This window comes from Microbacterium sp. NPDC087665 (genome assembly GCF_044743285.1).
Taxonomy (GTDB): domain Bacteria; phylum Actinomycetota; class Actinomycetes; order Actinomycetales; family Microbacteriaceae; genus Microbacterium.
Map to the genome: position 1 here is coordinate 669,326 of NZ_JBIUWD010000001.1, position 14,791 is coordinate 684,116.

Genomic DNA, 14,791 nt, shown 5'->3' on the forward strand with positions numbered 1-14,791 from the left:
GACGTGTACCCGCCAAGCCTCAGGCCTTGAGCATCGAGGCCCGGGAGATCAGACCGTCGACCACGTCGAAGGTCGCGATGGTCTCGGTCGAGACGCCCGCGTTGATGACCTGCTCCTGTGCGACGACCCAGCGATCGCCGAAGAGAACGGTCTGCTCGATCACGCACGACAGCTCGGGGTTCTGCAGGCGCGGCTCGTAGAACGCGCGAATGGCCTCGGCGCCGACGACCGGTTCGGGGGCGACGCCGGTGATGACGGCATCCGCCGCGTAGGTGGCGACGAACGCGTCGAGGTCGTGTGCGTTGAACGCGTCGAGCTGGTCCTGCACGGTCTGCGCGGCAGAGCGGATGCTGTCAGTCAATGCGTACTCCTCCGTTGACGTCGTAGGTGGCGCCGGTGATGAATCCCGCGCGGGGGGAGGCGAGCGACGCGATGATCCAGGCGACGTCGGCGGGTTGCCCGAAGGCTCCCAGCGGGATCGACGACTCGAGCTTCTCGCGCCCGGCGCCCTGCAGTTGGTCGGTGATCGCGCTGGCGACGGGCCCGGGGCTCACGGCGTTCACGCGGATGCCTTCGGGGGCGAGGTGCCGGGCGAAGCTGCGGGTGAGGGCGAGGATCGCGCCCTTGCTGGCGGCGTAGTGCAGCCCCGTCTGCAGGGCGCCGACCTGGCCGGCGATCGACGAGAGGTTGACGACCGAGCGGTCGCCCTCGGCGGCGCGCAGCAGGGAGAGCGCGCCGCGGGTGAGGAAGAAGGTGCCGCGTGCATTCGTCTCGAGGACGAAGTCCCACTCCTCGATGTCGATCTCGTCGTAGGGGGTGTAGGGGCAGACGCCGCCGTTGTTGATGAGCACGTGCAGTTCGCCCCAGGCATCCGTGATCTCGGCGATGAGCGCGTCGATCGATGCCTGTTCGCGCAGGTCGAGGCGCGAGACGCGCACGTCGGGCGACCCGGCGGCGCGGCACTCCTCGGCGACTCGCGCTGCCTCGGCTTCTCGCCCCGTGTAGGTGAGCCAGACGGCGAGTCCTTCGCGGGCGAGTTCGAGGGCGGCGGCCGTTCCGATGCCGGAGCTGGCGCCCGTGATGAGTGCGCGGCGAATGGTCATGACTAAACGCTATAGCAAATGACCAGCAGGGGCTACTCGCTGAACACGACCTCTCCGCCGACGACCGTCGTGGTGACCTCCTGGTCGGCGATGGCCTCCGCCGGGATCGAGTACAGGTCGTCGCTGAGCGCGATGAAGTCCGCCCGCATCCCGGCCCGCAGCGTGCCCTTCTGCTGCTCCTGGCCGACCGCATAGGCCGAACCGTAGGTGTAGGCCCGCACGGCCTCGTCGACCGAGACGCGCTCGCGCTCGCCCAGTACCTCGCCGCTCGCCGTGCGGCGCAGCACCATGTCGCGCAGCGAGACGAGGGGGTTCGCATCGGAGATGGGCGAGTCGGTCGAGCCGTTCAGTACGATCCCGGCATCCGCCAGCGACTTCACCCGGTAGATGTCGTCGCGACGTTCGTCGGCGACCGCCGCCGCCATGCCGTCGCCGAAGTCCGAGACGAACACGCCCTGCGGCACCGGGATGACGCCGAGCCGTGCGGCGCGGGCGATGTCGGCATCGCTCGCCAGGGCGAAGTGCTCGATGCGGTGCCGCACGTCGGGGCGCGGGGCGATGCTCTGGGCGTGCTCGATCGCGTCGAGCACGTGCGTGATGGCGCGGTCGCCGATCGCGTGGGTCGCGACCGTCCACCCGGCCCGGTGCGCGCCCACGATGTAGTCGCGCAGTGCTTCGGGCTCGTGCAGCAGCACGCCGAAGTTGTCGGCCTCGCCGTGGAAGCACGCGTGCATGGCGGCCGAGCGCCCGATGAACGATCCGTCGGCGACGATCTTCACCGGTCCGACGCGCAGCATGTCGTCGCCGAGTCCGGTGCGGATGCCGAGATCGAGGCCGAGCACGTCCTTATCGGGCAGATCGGCGAACGGGTGCAGCACGGTGATGTACGGCATCAGGGTCGTGCGCACGCGCAGGATGCCCCGCTCGACCGCCGACTGGTACGCGTGATAGTCGAGCGGGCTGTTGCCGACCATCCTGATCTCGCCGATCCCGGGCTCGGTCACCGAGGTGAGGCCGTAGCCGAGCGCCTGCTCGCTCGCGAGTCCGAGGTTGCGCTGCACCTCGTCGAGCGCGACGGGGCGCACGAGGGCGAGCAGCGGGCCCATCGCCGACTCCTGCAGCAAGCCCTGCGGCCGGCCGTCGGCGTCGCGGGGGATGCCCCCGCCGGCGATCTCGGGGAACCCCTCGCGTCCCGAGTAGCCGGCCAGCTCGAAGGCCCGGGTGTTCGCGACCATCATGTGCCCGGAGACGTGCTCCAGGATGACCGGTCGACCGCCCGACACCCGGTCCAGCCCTTCGGCGGTCGGATGCCCCTCGAGGAAGTTCTGGTCGTATCCAGAGCCTCGCACCCAGGCATCCGGCGCCAGCCCCTCGGCGTGCCGGCGCACCGCCTCGTAGACCCCGTCGAGGGAGTTCACGACACCGGGCCGCAGGTTCAGCGAGGCGAGCCGGAAACCCGTGAGCGAGAGGTGGTGGTGCGCGTCGTGGAACCCCGGCAGCACCGGCTGTCCGCCGAGGTCGACGATGCGATCCGCGTCGATGCCGTGCAACTGCTCGTCGAACCCGACGATGCGACCGTTCAACGTGCCGATGCTGTGCGCGGTGGGTCGCTCAGCGTCGAGGGTGCGGATGCGGGCGTTGGTGAAGATCGCGTCGACGCGCATGGTCTCTCTCCGGTCTGCGGGATGGGGCGGGCGGCGCGGCGGTCAGGCGACGGTCGCGGTCGCGGGCTCGGCGGCCGTGACCGAATGGGTGATGCGGCGCTGGAGCGCCCACACGCCGAAGATCGTGAGCAGGATCATCGCCGCGTAGAACACGGCCACTCCCCACACGCTGCCGCCGGTGGAGTTGAGGATCCACTGTGCGACCAGCGGGGTCGAGCCGCCGAACACCGTCGCGCACAGCTGGTAGGCGAGCGAGACGCCGGAGTAGCGGATGCGCGCGGGGAACGCCGAGGCGAGCAGGGTCGCGAGCAGCGCGTAGTACGCGGTGCTGCCGATGATCGTGGCGTAGAGCGTCACGGTGATCCACAGCGGCGATGCCGCCTGGATGGCGAGGAAGTACGGCACCGTGAGCACGACGCTGAGGATGAGTCCCGCGAGCATCACGCGGGCGATGCCGAAGCGCTCGGCGATCTTCGCGGCGATGGGCTGCCAGATGAACTGCAGGATCGCCATGCCCAGCAGGATGTTGAGCATGAGCTGACGGTCGATGCCGAGCGATCCCGTCGTCCAGGCGAGCAGGAAGGTGTTCGAGAAGTAGGCGTTCGAGATGCCCATCACCGAGGCGAGCACGCCCAGGCCGATGAGCATCGGAGCGGTGCGCAGCGCGACGAGCACCGGGGCGCTCACGACTTCGTCGGACTTCTTCGCGGCGACGAAGTCGGGCGACTCCTCGACCTTCACGCGGATGATGAGCCCCACGATCACGAGCACGGCCGACACGAGGAACGGGATGCGCCATCCCCAGGTGATGAACTGCTCGTCGGGAAGAAGGCCCACGAGCAGGAACATGACCGTCGCGAGGATCGAGCCCGCGGGCGAGCCCTGCTGCACCCAGGCGCCGGCGAGGCCCTTCTTCTTGGCGGTGGCGTTCTCGGTCGAGAGCAGCACGGCGCCGCCCCACTCGCCGCCGACGGCGAAGCCCTGCAGACCGCGAAGCACCACGAGCAGGATCGGCGCGAAGATGCCGATCTGGGCGTAGGTGGGCAGGAGGCCGATGAGCGTGGTGGCGGTGCCCATCAGGATGAGCGTGAGCACGAGCACGTTCTTGCGGCCGAACTTGTCGCCGAAGTGGCCGAACACGAGACCGCCGACGGGGCGCATCAGGAATCCGACCCAGAAGGTGGCGAACGAGGCGAGCAGTGCCGCGCCGGGAGCGACGTCGGGGTAGAAGACGCGTCCGAAGACGAGGGCGGCCGCCGTGCCGAAGATGTAGAAGTCGTACCACTCGATCGCGGTGCCGACGAAGGCACCCACCATCGAACGACGTTGCCGGGCAGTACTGATGTCAGTGCGCGAAGTGGCCATCGGGGGAGGCTCTCTTGATCGGGGGAATGTTCGGGTTCTGCCATCCTCATCGCCGCGACCCATGCTCGTCCAATGAAGAAATCGGGTGATCGCATACGCTTTACGTATGTATGGGGAACGGGAACTCGAAGCGTTCGTCGCGGTGCTCGACTGCGGGTCGGTGAGTCTCGCGGCAGAACGCCTGATCAGGACCCAACCGACGGTATCGCGGCAGATCGCCTCGCTCGAACGCCAGGTCGGGGCATCCCTGTTCCGACGGATGCCGCAGGGCATGGTGGCCACCTACGCCGGCGACCGCCTCGAGCCCATGGCCCGCGATCTCGTGCGGCGCGGGCGACGCGCGCGCGAGGTGATGACGGGCATCGTGCAGAAGGAGCGCTCGTTCGTCGCCGCCGCCCCCGAGATGACGAGCGTGCTGGTGCTGGCGCCGTTCATCGCGGGTGGGGGCCCGATCTCCGACGTCGTGGTCGCGACGCCCGCCGAGACCTACGACCGGCTGCGCACCGGTGCCGATCTGGCGGTGACGACGAGTCCTCCGGATTCGCGGCTCAGCAGCATCCGCATCCTCACCCTTCCCCTCTACTGTCAGCTGCCCGCATCGCATCCGCTCGCCGCGGGTGAGCGTCTCGAACTGAAAGACCTGCTCGCTGGCCCCTTCCTCACCTCGGGCGCGGGATCGGCCGCCTGGACGCAGATCCAGCGCGCGGCCGAGAGCGAGGCGTGGTCGGTCGAGATGGCGAGCTTCGGAGCGGATGCCCCCATCATCCAGGCCCGCTCCGCCGCCGGCCACGGGCCCTGCGTCGTGGTGGAACCGCCGCGGTTCGGGCTGCTCTCGCGTCCGTTGCACCACCGGGGACTCCCGATGCAGTGCGCGCTCTACGCGAGCTGGGAGCGCACGCACTACGCCCGCGAAGACATCCGCCGGGTGGCGGAGCAACTGACGGAGTTCGCCGCCGATCACGTCGCGAGGCTCTACGAGCCCTGAGCCCGTCGGGCCGCCGCGAGTAGCTGGGTCCCTGAGCTTGTCGAAGGGCCCACCACAAGACTCGCGCACACAAATCCGCTAGATGCTATAGCATCGCTCTCATGACAGTGCCGTTCATCCTCGTCAGCGACTGCGACCTTCCCGGCGCCGTCATCGAAGACACCCTCCGCGACGCGGGCCTGCGTGCCGACCGCGCCGCCTCGCCCGCCGTCGACGACATCGCCGCCCTGGGTGCCGATGCCGAAGGTCTCGTGGTGCAGTGGGCGCAGATCACCGGAGAGGTCATGGACCGCCTGCCGAACCTGCGCATCATCAGCCGCGTCGGAATCGGCTACGACATGGTCGACGTCGAGGCGGCCACGGCCCGCGGCATCGCCGTCGCCAACACCCCCAGCTACTGCATCGAAGAGGTCGCCGCCCACACGATCGCGATGATCATGACGCAGGCGCGCGGACTGCCGGCCTATGACCGTGCGGTGCGCGCCGGTACGTGGAAGGCGGTGGACGCCCGCCCCCTCGCCGTGCGCCCCTCGACGACCACGGTGTCGGTGCTCGGCTTCGGCCGCATCGGCTCGATCGTGGCCCGCGGATGCCGCGCGCTGGGCTTCCGCGTGCTCGTCGCCGACCCCTATGCCCCCGCCGACGCCGTGCGCGACGCCGGATGCGAGCCCGTCGAGATTCCGGATGCCGTGGCCCGCGCCGACATTCTCACCCTGCACGTGCCGCTCACCGAGGCGACCCGCCACCTGATCGACGCCGCCTCCCTCGCGACCATGAAACCGGGGGCCGTGGTCGTGAACACGTGCCGCGGACCGCTCATCGACGAAGACGCGCTCGCCGCCTCGCTGCGTGACGGACACCTCGGCGCCGCCGCGCTCGACGTCTTCGACGGGGAACCCCTCGCCGCGGACTCCCCCCTCAGCGACCTCGATCAGGTGCTGCTCACCCCGCACGCGGCCTGGTTCTCACCCGAGGCGCTCGCCGACCTGCCCGTGCACGCGGCCGACAACATCATCCGGTTCCTCGCCGGAGAGTCGGTCCCGATCGTCAACCCGGCCTACGCCGACGCCCGCTGAAACCCTCGGAAGGACACCCATGGAACTCCTGCGACTCGGCCCCCTCGGCGACGAGCATCCGTTCGTCCGCGACGACGACGGCGTGGTGCGCGACCTCTCGTCGCTGACCTCCGACATCGACGGCGCCTTCCTCGCGGCCGACGGCATCGCCCGGGTGCGGGCCGCGCTTGCCGCGGGAACGTTGCCCGAGACGGATGCCGCGGGGCTGCGCATCGGCGCCCCCATCGCGCGTCCGACCGCCGTCATCTGCATCGGGATGAACTACGCCGCGCACGCGGCCGAGTCCGGGGCGCTGCCGCCGGAGCATCCGGTCGTCTTCTTCAAGCATCCGAACACGATCGTCGGCCCCGACGATGTCGTGCTGCTGCCGCCCCACGCCGAGAAGGTCGACTGGGAGGTCGAGCTCGCCGTCGTGATCGGCAAAACGGCGAGGTACCTGCCGTCGCCCGAAGCCGCGCGCGACGTGATCGCCGGATACGCCGTCTCGAACGACGTGTCGGAGCGCGCCTTCCAGATCGAGGTGTCGGGAGGGCAGTGGTCGAAGGGCAAGTGCGCCGAGACCTTCAACCCGCTCGGCCCGGCGCTCGTACCCGCCGACGAGGTCGACCCGCAGGCGCTGCGACTGCGGTCGTTCGTGAACGGCGAGGCCCGGCAGGACTCGTCGACGGCCGACATGGTCTTCCCGGTACTCGAGCTCGTGCACCACCTGAGCCAGTACATGGTGCTCGAACCGGGCGACGTCGTGAACACCGGCACCCCGCAGGGCGTGGCGCTCTCGGGCCGTTTCCCCTACCTCGCCGACGGTGACGAGATGCGCATCGAGATCGAGGGGCTCGGGGTGCAGACGCAGCGCGTCGAGCGGGTGCGGCTGGGCTGAGGCCCCGGCTCCCGGCGGGCCCTTCGACGGGTTCAGGGACCCCGTTCGGCGCCCTGTGCCCGGGGCACGGTTTCCATTTTGCTGAGTGCAACCGTGCTTCGGGTAGAGGGCGTCGACCCGGCCGCGCCCGTCACTCGGGAGGAGATCCGCGGAGGGGAGGGCGGATTCGCCCGAAACACCCTCCCGAATGCGGATCTCCTCCCGAATGACGGCGCGCGAGGGTTCAGGAGACCCCTCGTCCGGCGCATCCGGCTCTTTCCTGACTTCTCGCGTCCCGGGCCTCATGGGCTTGTCGAGGCGCCCGTCATTCGGGAGGAGATCTGCGGCAGGGAGGGCGAACTCGACCGAAGCATCCTCCCGAATGCGGATCTCCTCCCGAGTGGCGGCGCGGCCGGGGTGTGAGGATCTCCTCCCGCGTGACGGCGGGCGACCCCGAGTGAGGGCGCCCCCCGCGACCCGGGTCAGCCGGCGAACGGGACCACGGGCATCCCGCGCACGCCGGGTTCCACCGCGAACAGCGAGCCGGCTGCCGTGCCGTGATCGACCGGCAGGCCCTGCGCCGAGGTCGTGATGAACAGCGTGCGCAGATCGTCGCCGCCGAACGTGCACGCGCTCACCTGGGGCACGGGCAGCTCGATGCGCGCGAGCAGCGAGCCGTCGGCGGCATACCCGTGCACCGCCGATCCGCCCCAGAGCGCGACCCAGACCGAACCGTCGGCCGCGACCGTGAGTCCGTCGGGTGTGCCCTGCTCGGAGGGGATCGCCACGAACGTGCGGCGCCCGCGCAGCTCACCCTCGGCGACGTCGAAGAGGTCGATGCGGCCGGTGTCGGAGTCGACGTAGTAGGCGCGCGTCGAGCCGGGTGCGAAGGCGATGCCGTTCGAGACGGTGACGCGCGAGATCACGTCGGCCGAGGTCAGGTCGGCGTCGATGCGGATGACCCGCCCGACCGCGCTCGAACCGTCGAGCGCCATCGAACCCGCGAGCAGCCTGCCGCGCGGGTCGACGGTGCCGTCGTTGAAGCGGGCCTCGCCCAGGTCGAAGGTCGCCGCGATCCGCACCGGCCCATCGGCCGTGTCGGAGAGGTACAGGTGGCGACCGCCGAAGGCGACGAAACCGCCGGATGCTCGGGGGCGCACGAACGCCGCATACTCGTCGTCGAGGTGCAGGCGGTGCACACCGTCGTCGCGCAGGGTCAGCAGGTCTCCGGCATCGCCGTCGACCCAGCGGATGCCGCCCCACGCCGGAGACCAGACCGGGCCCTCGGCGTGCACGCAGAGCGGGCCGGTGATGTTCTCGGGCGTCACGGCTTCTCGTCGGCGTTGCGCAGCGGCATCCGCTCGGGCTCGGCAGCCGGCGCAGGCGCCGAGGCGGCCGGGGCTGGCTCGGCAGCGGGCGCAGGCGCCGAGGCGGCGGGCGCAGGCGCCGGGGCGGCCGGCGGCACCGAGGCGGCCGGGGCTGCGGGCGGAGCATCCGGAACGGCGGATGCCGCGCCCTGCGGCAGCTCGCGGGCCACCTGCTTCTCGAGCACGGTGACGGCGTCGTCGGACAGCAGAATCAGCCCGTCGAGCTCTTCGCGCACGCGCTTGTAGGCGATGTTGCGTTCGGCCTGGGTGGCGGACTCGTCGACCGCGACCTTCAGCAACTGCTGCGCGCGGTCGAGGCGCTTGCGTTCGACCTCGGTGAAGGTCGAGTCGCGCAGGCGCCGGGCATCGCGTTCGGCGATCTCGAACGCCACGGCGTAGGCGCCGACCGCGTCGAGGTACTCCGACACCTGCTTCTCGGTGGGCTTCGCATCGGCGGCGGGGCGCAGGGCATCGGCCGTGCGCTTGGCCCGCAGGAACGTGGCCGTGAGCGGTTGGCGGCCGTCGCTCATCGCCGGGAACGCGATCAGCTTGGCGACGTCGAGCTCGTAGTCGAGCCAGCGTGCGGTGATCTCCTCGTGCTCGGCGAACAGGCGTTCGAGCAGTTCGTTCGGGACATCGGATGCCGGGGCCTGCACAAACGGCGCACCGCGCCGCTTGCCCTGCCCGTTCAGCGCGCGCGCCTCGATCTCGGCCGTCTTGAGCTGGGCCTTGATCTTGAGCGTCTCGAGACGGCGTTCATGGCGTCGCCGGGCGTTGCGTTCCATGGCCTTGGCGGCACCGCCGGCCATGCCCATGATGGGGAAGATGAGCCACCAGTAGCTGCCCGCCCACCGCAAGAACTCGTCCATGATGTGCTCAGCCTACTGCGGCAGGGGCACCCGCTGAGGGGCGGGAGCCCGCCGGATCACCAGTCGTGGACGGTGCCGTCCGCCAGCCGGTTGTAGGGGAGGTAGGCCTGCTCGTACGGATACCGGCCGGCCTCGTCGAGGTCGAGCGCGACACCGAGCCCCGGCTGGTCGCCGGGGTGCAGCATCCCGTTCTCCCAGGTGAACGACTGCTGGAACACCTGGTTCGTGCGCGCGCCGTGCGGCATGTACTCCTGGATGCCGAAGTTGTGGATCGCGAGACCGAGGTGCATCGCGGCGGCCATGCCGACGGGAGAGATGTCGGTGGGCCCGTGCATGCCCGACTTGATCTGGTACATCGCGGCGTAGTCGAGGGTCTTCCGGAGCGCGCTGATGCCGCCCATGTGGGTGACGGCCCCGCGCACGTAGTCGATGAGCTGATCGCGGATGATGTCCTTGCAGTCCCACACGGTGTTGAAGATCTCGCCGATCGCGAGCGGGGTGGTGGTGTGCTGGCGCACGAGGCGCAGGGCCTCCTGGTTCTCGGCGGGCGTGCAGTCCTCGAGCCAGAACAGGTCGTACGGCTCGAGGTCCTTGCCGAGCCGGGCGGCCTGGATGGGCGTCATGCGATGGTGCCCGTCGTGCAGCAGGGGGATGTCGGCGCCGAATTCGTGACGCACCGCCTCGAAGACGCCGGGCAGGTGACGCAGGTACGACCGGGTGTCCCAGTCCTCCTCGGTCGGTCGCGCGCCGCGCCGGGCGGGCTCGTGGTCGTAGCGCGCTTCGCCGCCCCCGGCAGCCGCCGACTGCGAGGCGATGCCGTAGATCGCCTTCAGCCCCGGCACGCCGGTCTGCACGCGGATCGCGCGATAGCCCTGCTCCTGGTGCGCGCGGATCGAGTCGAACAGCTCGGGCAGTTCCTTGCCCGAGGCATGGCCGTAGGCGAGCAGACCGGTGCGCGAGGCACCGCCGAGCAGCTGGTAGACCGGCAGCCCGGCGACCTTGCCCTTGATGTCCCACAGCGCCATGTCGACGGCGGCGATCGCGGCCATCGTCACCGGTCCGCGGCGCCAGTAGGCGCTGCGGTACAAGAACTGCCAGGTGTCTTCGATCTGCGATTCGTCGCGCCCGATCAGCAGCGGCACGACGTGCTCGGTGAGGTAGGCGACGACGGCCAGTTCGCGGCCGTTGAGGGTGGCGTCGCCGAGTCCGGTGACCCCGTCGGAGGTCGTGATCTTCAGCGTGACGAAGTTGCGGTCGGGGCTGGTGACGATCACGTCTGCACGGTCGATGGTCATCGGATGCCTCCTGCGGCGAGCACGCCGGTCGTGGTGTCGGTCAGTGGTTCCCCGGCGACGAACACCGATCGCGGAACGATGCGGCTGTCGCCGGGCGCCCAGTCGAAGAGCACGACGTCGGCGCGCGCCCCGACGGTCCAGTGCGTACCGTCGCCGAGCACGGATGCCGGGGCGGAACTCGCGAGCCGCAGAGCGGTGGCGAGCGAGCCGGTCAGGCGGGCGACGGTCGCGACGCCGACGTCGAGCGTCTGCACCGAACCCGCGAGGAACCCGGTGGAGGAGTGGCGCAGTGCGCCGTCGTCGGCGAGGTGCACGCCGCCGCCCACGGTCGAGACGCCTCCCTCGCGCAGGGCGGCGGGCGTCGCCACGGCGTCGCTCACCAGGAAGATGCCGTGGTCGCGCTTCGCGGCGATCATCGTGGCGAGAGTGCTGTCGGGCAGGTGGTGCCCATCGGCGATGACGCCCGCGGTGAGCCGGGGTTCGGCGAGCTGCGTCCACAGGTAATTCGGATGCCGCGGCAGCACCGCGTGGGCGCCGTTGCCGAGGTGCGTCGAGAGGGTGGCCCCGGCATCGACGGCGGCGGCGATCTCGGCATCCGTCGCATGCGTGTGACCGATCGACACCCGCACGCCGTGCGCCACGAGGAAGCGGGTGGCGTCGACCGAGCCGGGGTGATGCGGCGACAGCGTCACCACGCGCAGCAGCCCGGGTGCCGCGTCGAGCCACGACTGCAGCTCGGCGATCGCCGGCGGACGGATGTGGTCGAGAGGATGCACGCCGCGCGGGCCGTCCTGCTCCGACAGGCTCGGACCTTCGACGTGGATGCCGGCGACCGAACGCGCCGCAGACGGCGAGGTGCGCACGGCGTCGGCGATGGCGCGGATGCGCGCGCGCATATCGTCGGCTGAGGCGGTGATGACCGTCGGAAGGAACCGGGTCACGCCGCTCGCCGCGAGTGACTGCGCCATCGCGGTGATGTGCTCGGGCGAGGGGGTGGCGGCGTTCGCGTCGCCATCGAGGTGACCGTTGACCTGCAGGTCGACGAGCCCCGGGCCGATCCACGGGGCGTCGCCAGCGGGATCATCGATCCGAGTGAGCGAGGCGATCCGACCGTGGGCGATGACGATCTCGAGCCCGCCGCGTCCGAGGGCGTTGCGCCCATGCAGGGTGCGCTCCGTCATCGGGCGCTCTCGGCCAGCGCCGGGGGAGCCGGGTGCAGCAGCGAGGCCGCATCGCGGTCGACGTGCACCTCGCAGCGCGAGTGGCGGCGCAGCACGGTGCAGGGCCAGCGGGCGCTGATCGGCTCTTCGACCAGGGCGCGCACGGCATCCGCCTTGCGGGCGTCGGGCACCGCGCAGACGAGGTGGGCCCCGCTCATCAGTGCGGGGATGGTGAGGGTGAGTGCGTGGGTGGGCACGGCGTCGAGCGTATCGAAGCACTCGTCGTCGACCTGCTGGATGCGACTCGCCATGTCGAGCTGCACGACCCGCACGGGGCACGGGTCGCCGAGGTCGGTCTCGGGCGGTTCGTTGAAGGCGATGTGCCCGTTCACGCCGATGCCGAGGCAGACGAGGTCGATGGGAGCCTCGGCGAGGAGCGCGACGTAGTCGGCGGTCGCCGCCTCGGGGCCGAGCTCGGTGCGCATCGGGTGGAAGGCGGCGGGGCGCACGACGTCGACCAGGTGCGTGCGCAGCCAGTTGCCGAAGCGCTGCGGCGCGGCGGTGTCGAGGCCGAGGTATTCGTCCATGTGCAGGATCGTGATGCGATCCCACGGCACGTCGGGCTCGGCGGCCAGCGCTCGGTACACGTCGAGCTGGCTGGGGGCGGCGGCGGCGATCATCCGGGCGCTCCCGCGGGCCGCCACGGCATCGCGCAGCGTGCGGGCGGCAGAACGGGCGGCCGCGGCCCCCATCGTCGTGCGGTCGGGGTGGGCGTGCAGGGCGAACGTCGTCGTGCTCATGATTCGACACATTAATGCAACCGCTTGCAAAGTCAAGTCCCCCCGTCGATCGACCGCGAACCCCGACGGGGCATCCGCGCATCCCGCGTGGTGCGTCGAGGCCGGGGAAGACGCGCGCCGTCGGCGCGGGCGGGCATAGTGTGTCTCACGTGACTGCGAAGAGGAAGACGGCGTCGACGTCGGTGACGATCGGCGATATCGCACAGGTCGCGGGGGTGTCGCGGTCGACGGTGTCGCGCGCGTTCAGTCGGCCGGAGCTGCTGAATCCCGAGACCGTGCGCCGGGTCAAGGCGGCGGCCGATCAGCTCGGCTACGTCGTCAACCACGCCGCCAGGGCGCTCTCCACCGGGCGCTTCGGCAACGTCGCCGTGGTCGTTCCCGACATCGCCAACCCGTTCTTCCCGCCGCTCGTGCGTCGCGTGCAGACGCTCGCCGATGCCGCCGGCTACGCCGTGTTCCTGGGCGACTCCGACGAGATCGCCGACCGCGAGGCCAACCTGACTTCGCGCCTCAGCGCTCAGGTCGAGGGCTTCGTGCTCGCCTCTCCCCGTCTCGACGAGGCGCGCATCCGCGAACTCGACGCCTCCCGCCCCGTCGTGCTCGTCAACCGCGACATCGAGGGCCTCGCCCGGGTGCTCATCGACCCGAGCGGCGGACTCGACGAGGCCGTCGCCCACCTGCACCGCCTCGGTCACCGTCGTGTCGTCTACCTGTCGGGGCCGCGCGAATCGTGGTCGGACCAGCAGCGTCGATCCGCGCTCGCCCGTGCGGCACAGCGCGTCGGACTCGAGGTGATCGTGCAGGAGCTCGGGCGCCCCAGCTCCGCCGGCGGTCGCGATGCCGTGGGGGGAATCCTCGTCTCCGAGGCCACCGCGGTGATCGCGTTCGACGACGTGGTGGCGCAGGGCGTCATGGCCGGACTCGCGCTGCGCGGGGTCGATGTGCCCCGCGACATCAGCGTGATCGGCTGCGATGACACACTCGCCTCCGGCACGCATCCGGCGCTCACCACGATCTCCGCGGCCTCTGCCGCGGCGGGCGATGCGGCGGCCGAACTGCTGCTGGGCGTTCTGGCCGACGGGCAGCGTTCCGACGCCCGGGTGACGATCGCCACGCACCTGGTGGTGCGGGCAACGACCGAGACGGCGCGACACGTCGGCAGTTGACCATGCAACCGGTCGCATGATTTACTGTCGCCCATGCCTCGGATCGCGATCATCGGTGCCGCCCACCCGCACGTCGACTACGTGCTCGACGAGCTGACGCGCGCCGATCGCAACGAGTTCACCCTCGTCGGCGTGTACGACGCCGACCGCGCCGTGGCCGAGCGTCACGCCGCACGATTCGGCGCCCCCGTCTTCGACAGCGCCGACGATCTCCTCGCCGAGGGCGTCGACATCGCGATGATCGCTGGCATCTACGGTGCTCGCGGCGACGACGTGGTGGCGGCGCTCCGGGCCGGCGCCCACGTGCTCGCCGACAAGCCGCTGTGCACCTCGCTCGCCGAACTCGACGCGATCGAGAGCGCGGCGCTCGAGGCCGGTCGCACCGTGAACCTGCTCCTCGAGAAGCGCGGATACCCCGCGACGCTCGCCGCGCTCGCCGTCGTGCGTGCGGGCGAGCTCGGCGACATCGTCGGTATCACCTCCTCCGGTCCGCACAAGCTCAACCGCGCGCAACGGCCCGACTGGTTCTTCGATCGCAGCCGGTACGGCGGCATCCTCGCCGACCTCGTCGTGCACGATCTCGACGCCGCACTGCTCTTCGCGCCGGCCGACGCGGGCACCATCCGCGGAGCGGTGTCGGCTCCCCTTCCCGACGCGCCGGACTTCTCGCGCTACGGATCGGCGACCTTCACCACGACGACCACTGTCGCCGCCGCCGAGGTGAGCTGGCTCACGCCACAGGCATCCGATGTGCACGGCGACTACCGCCTGCGCCTGGTCGGCACTCGCGGCACGGCCGAGATCTTCTGGGCGCGGGGCCGCGTCGAGCTCACGACCGACGAGGCGCCGACGCGCGTGCTCGATCTTCCCGAGGGGCTCCGGCCGGCGCAGGAGGCGCTCGACGCCTTCGCTGCCGGGCACACACCCGAGGTCGGCACGAGCGAATCGCTCGCCGCCACCCGTCTCGCCCTGCTCACCCAGCAGTCCGCAGACCAGGACGGCGCCGTGCTGACCTGGACGCGACGGGCACTCTGACCGACCACTCCGACCCCCCAGCCATGCGGGTGCGACAGCGCCCACGACAG

Annotated in this window: 14 protein-coding genes; 5 read left to right on the forward strand and 9 right to left on the reverse strand. The window is 70.8% G+C overall.

Annotation, left to right across the window (positions count from 1 at the left end):
* Positions 1-19 precede the first annotated feature (19 nt).
* The 4 genes from ACIOSY_RS03220 to ACIOSY_RS03235 are packed head-to-tail and all read right to left on the reverse strand — an operon-like array spanning position 20 to position 4,132.
* Positions 20-361 (reverse strand): nuclear transport factor 2 family protein, encoded by a 342-nt coding sequence (locus tag ACIOSY_RS03220; protein ID WP_400848876.1) that lies wholly within the window; start codon positions 359-361, stop codon positions 20-22.
* Entirely contained in the window at positions 354-1,103 is a 750-nt protein-coding gene (locus ACIOSY_RS03225; protein WP_400848879.1) for an SDR family NAD(P)-dependent oxidoreductase, read from the reverse strand. Before ACIOSY_RS03225 ends, ACIOSY_RS03220 begins: the two co-directional genes overlap by 8 nt.
* Before the next feature lie 32 nt (positions 1,104-1,135).
* The gene (locus ACIOSY_RS03230; RefSeq protein WP_400848882.1) at positions 1,136-2,767 is read right to left on the reverse strand and encodes an amidohydrolase; all 1,632 of its coding nucleotides are present in this window, start codon (positions 2,765-2,767) and stop codon (positions 1,136-1,138) included.
* 42 nt (positions 2,768-2,809) lie between these two features.
* Positions 2,810-4,132: an MFS transporter gene (locus tag ACIOSY_RS03235; protein WP_400848884.1), complete on the reverse strand. Its 1,323-nt coding sequence runs from the start codon at positions 4,130-4,132 to the stop codon at positions 2,810-2,812.
* 106 nt (positions 4,133-4,238) lie between these two features.
* On the opposite strand from ACIOSY_RS03235, the gene ACIOSY_RS03240 reads away from it, so the two are divergent.
* The 3 genes from ACIOSY_RS03240 to ACIOSY_RS03250 all read left to right on the forward strand — a co-directional run bounded on the left by ACIOSY_RS03240 (position 4,239) and on the right by ACIOSY_RS03250 (position 7,070).
* Positions 4,239-5,117: a LysR family transcriptional regulator gene (locus ACIOSY_RS03240; protein WP_400848887.1), complete on the forward strand. Its 879-nt coding sequence runs from the start codon at positions 4,239-4,241 to the stop codon at positions 5,115-5,117.
* A 101-nt stretch (positions 5,118-5,218) separates the two neighbouring features.
* A complete protein-coding gene (locus ACIOSY_RS03245; RefSeq protein ID WP_400848890.1) occupies positions 5,219-6,193 on the forward strand; it encodes a C-terminal binding protein in 975 nt (324 codons plus the stop codon).
* Between the two features lie 19 nt (positions 6,194-6,212).
* The gene (locus ACIOSY_RS03250; RefSeq protein ID WP_400848893.1) at positions 6,213-7,070 is read left to right on the forward strand and encodes a fumarylacetoacetate hydrolase family protein; all 858 of its coding nucleotides are present in this window, start codon (positions 6,213-6,215) and stop codon (positions 7,068-7,070) included.
* A gap of 461 nt (positions 7,071-7,531) precedes the next feature.
* Here ACIOSY_RS03250 and ACIOSY_RS03255 read toward each other — a convergent pair whose 3' ends face one another.
* Genes ACIOSY_RS03255 through ACIOSY_RS03275 form a run of 5 tightly spaced genes read right to left on the reverse strand, consistent with a single transcriptional unit; the run spans position 7,532 to position 12,540 of the window.
* On the reverse strand, positions 7,532-8,377 hold the full coding sequence (locus ACIOSY_RS03255; protein ID WP_400848896.1) for an SMP-30/gluconolactonase/LRE family protein: 846 nt from the start codon (positions 8,375-8,377) through the stop codon (positions 7,532-7,534).
* On the reverse strand, positions 8,374-9,285 hold the full coding sequence (locus ACIOSY_RS03260; RefSeq protein WP_400848899.1) for a hypothetical protein: 912 nt from the start codon (positions 9,283-9,285) through the stop codon (positions 8,374-8,376). The genes ACIOSY_RS03255 and ACIOSY_RS03260 overlap by 4 nt, the downstream gene beginning before the upstream one ends.
* A gap of 56 nt (positions 9,286-9,341) precedes the next feature.
* The gene (gene manD, locus ACIOSY_RS03265; RefSeq protein ID WP_400848902.1) at positions 9,342-10,580 is read right to left on the reverse strand and encodes a D-mannonate dehydratase ManD; all 1,239 of its coding nucleotides are present in this window, start codon (positions 10,578-10,580) and stop codon (positions 9,342-9,344) included.
* The gene (locus ACIOSY_RS03270) at positions 10,577-11,761 is read right to left on the reverse strand and encodes an N-acetylglucosamine-6-phosphate deacetylase (protein WP_400848905.1); all 1,185 of its coding nucleotides are present in this window, start codon (positions 11,759-11,761) and stop codon (positions 10,577-10,579) included. Before ACIOSY_RS03270 ends, manD begins: the two co-directional genes overlap by 4 nt.
* The gene (locus ACIOSY_RS03275) at positions 11,758-12,540 is read right to left on the reverse strand and encodes a 6-phosphogluconolactonase (RefSeq protein WP_400848908.1); all 783 of its coding nucleotides are present in this window, start codon (positions 12,538-12,540) and stop codon (positions 11,758-11,760) included. Before ACIOSY_RS03275 ends, ACIOSY_RS03270 begins: the two co-directional genes overlap by 4 nt.
* A 149-nt stretch (positions 12,541-12,689) precedes the next feature.
* Between ACIOSY_RS03275 and ACIOSY_RS03280 the strand changes: the two genes are divergently transcribed.
* Complete coding sequence (locus tag ACIOSY_RS03280; RefSeq protein WP_400848911.1) at positions 12,690-13,706, forward strand: LacI family DNA-binding transcriptional regulator; 1,017 nt, start codon at positions 12,690-12,692, stop codon at positions 13,704-13,706.
* Positions 13,707-13,739: 33 nt separating this feature from the next.
* Positions 13,740-14,741, forward strand: a complete 1,002-nt coding sequence (locus ACIOSY_RS03285) for a Gfo/Idh/MocA family protein (protein ID WP_400848914.1) — start codon at positions 13,740-13,742, stop codon at positions 14,739-14,741.
* Positions 14,742-14,791 lie beyond the last annotated feature (50 nt).

Coding starts and splice junctions, on each gene's coding strand:
- ACIOSY_RS03285 (WP_400848914.1), top strand. CDS start 13,740: ATGCCTCGGATCGCGATCATCGGTGCCGCCCACCCGCACGTCGACTAC.
- ACIOSY_RS03270 (WP_400848905.1), bottom strand. CDS start 11,761: ATGACGGAGCGCACCCTGCATGGGCGCAACGCCCTCGGACGCGGCGGG.
- ACIOSY_RS03260 (WP_400848899.1), bottom strand. CDS start 9,285: ATGGACGAGTTCTTGCGGTGGGCGGGCAGCTACTGGTGGCTCATCTTC.
- ACIOSY_RS03275 (WP_400848908.1), bottom strand. CDS start 12,540: ATGAGCACGACGACGTTCGCCCTGCACGCCCACCCCGACCGCACGACG.
- ACIOSY_RS03225 (WP_400848879.1), bottom strand. CDS start 1,103: ATGACCATTCGCCGCGCACTCATCACGGGCGCCAGCTCCGGCATCGGA.
- ACIOSY_RS03245 (WP_400848890.1), top strand. CDS start 5,219: ATGACAGTGCCGTTCATCCTCGTCAGCGACTGCGACCTTCCCGGCGCC.
- ACIOSY_RS03235 (WP_400848884.1), bottom strand. CDS start 4,132: ATGGCCACTTCGCGCACTGACATCAGTACTGCCCGGCAACGTCGTTCG.
- ACIOSY_RS03230 (WP_400848882.1), bottom strand. CDS start 2,767: ATGCGCGTCGACGCGATCTTCACCAACGCCCGCATCCGCACCCTCGAC.
- ACIOSY_RS03250 (WP_400848893.1), top strand. CDS start 6,213: ATGGAACTCCTGCGACTCGGCCCCCTCGGCGACGAGCATCCGTTCGTC.
- ACIOSY_RS03240 (WP_400848887.1), top strand. CDS start 4,239: ATGTATGGGGAACGGGAACTCGAAGCGTTCGTCGCGGTGCTCGACTGC.
- manD (WP_400848902.1), bottom strand. CDS start 10,580: ATGACCATCGACCGTGCAGACGTGATCGTCACCAGCCCCGACCGCAAC.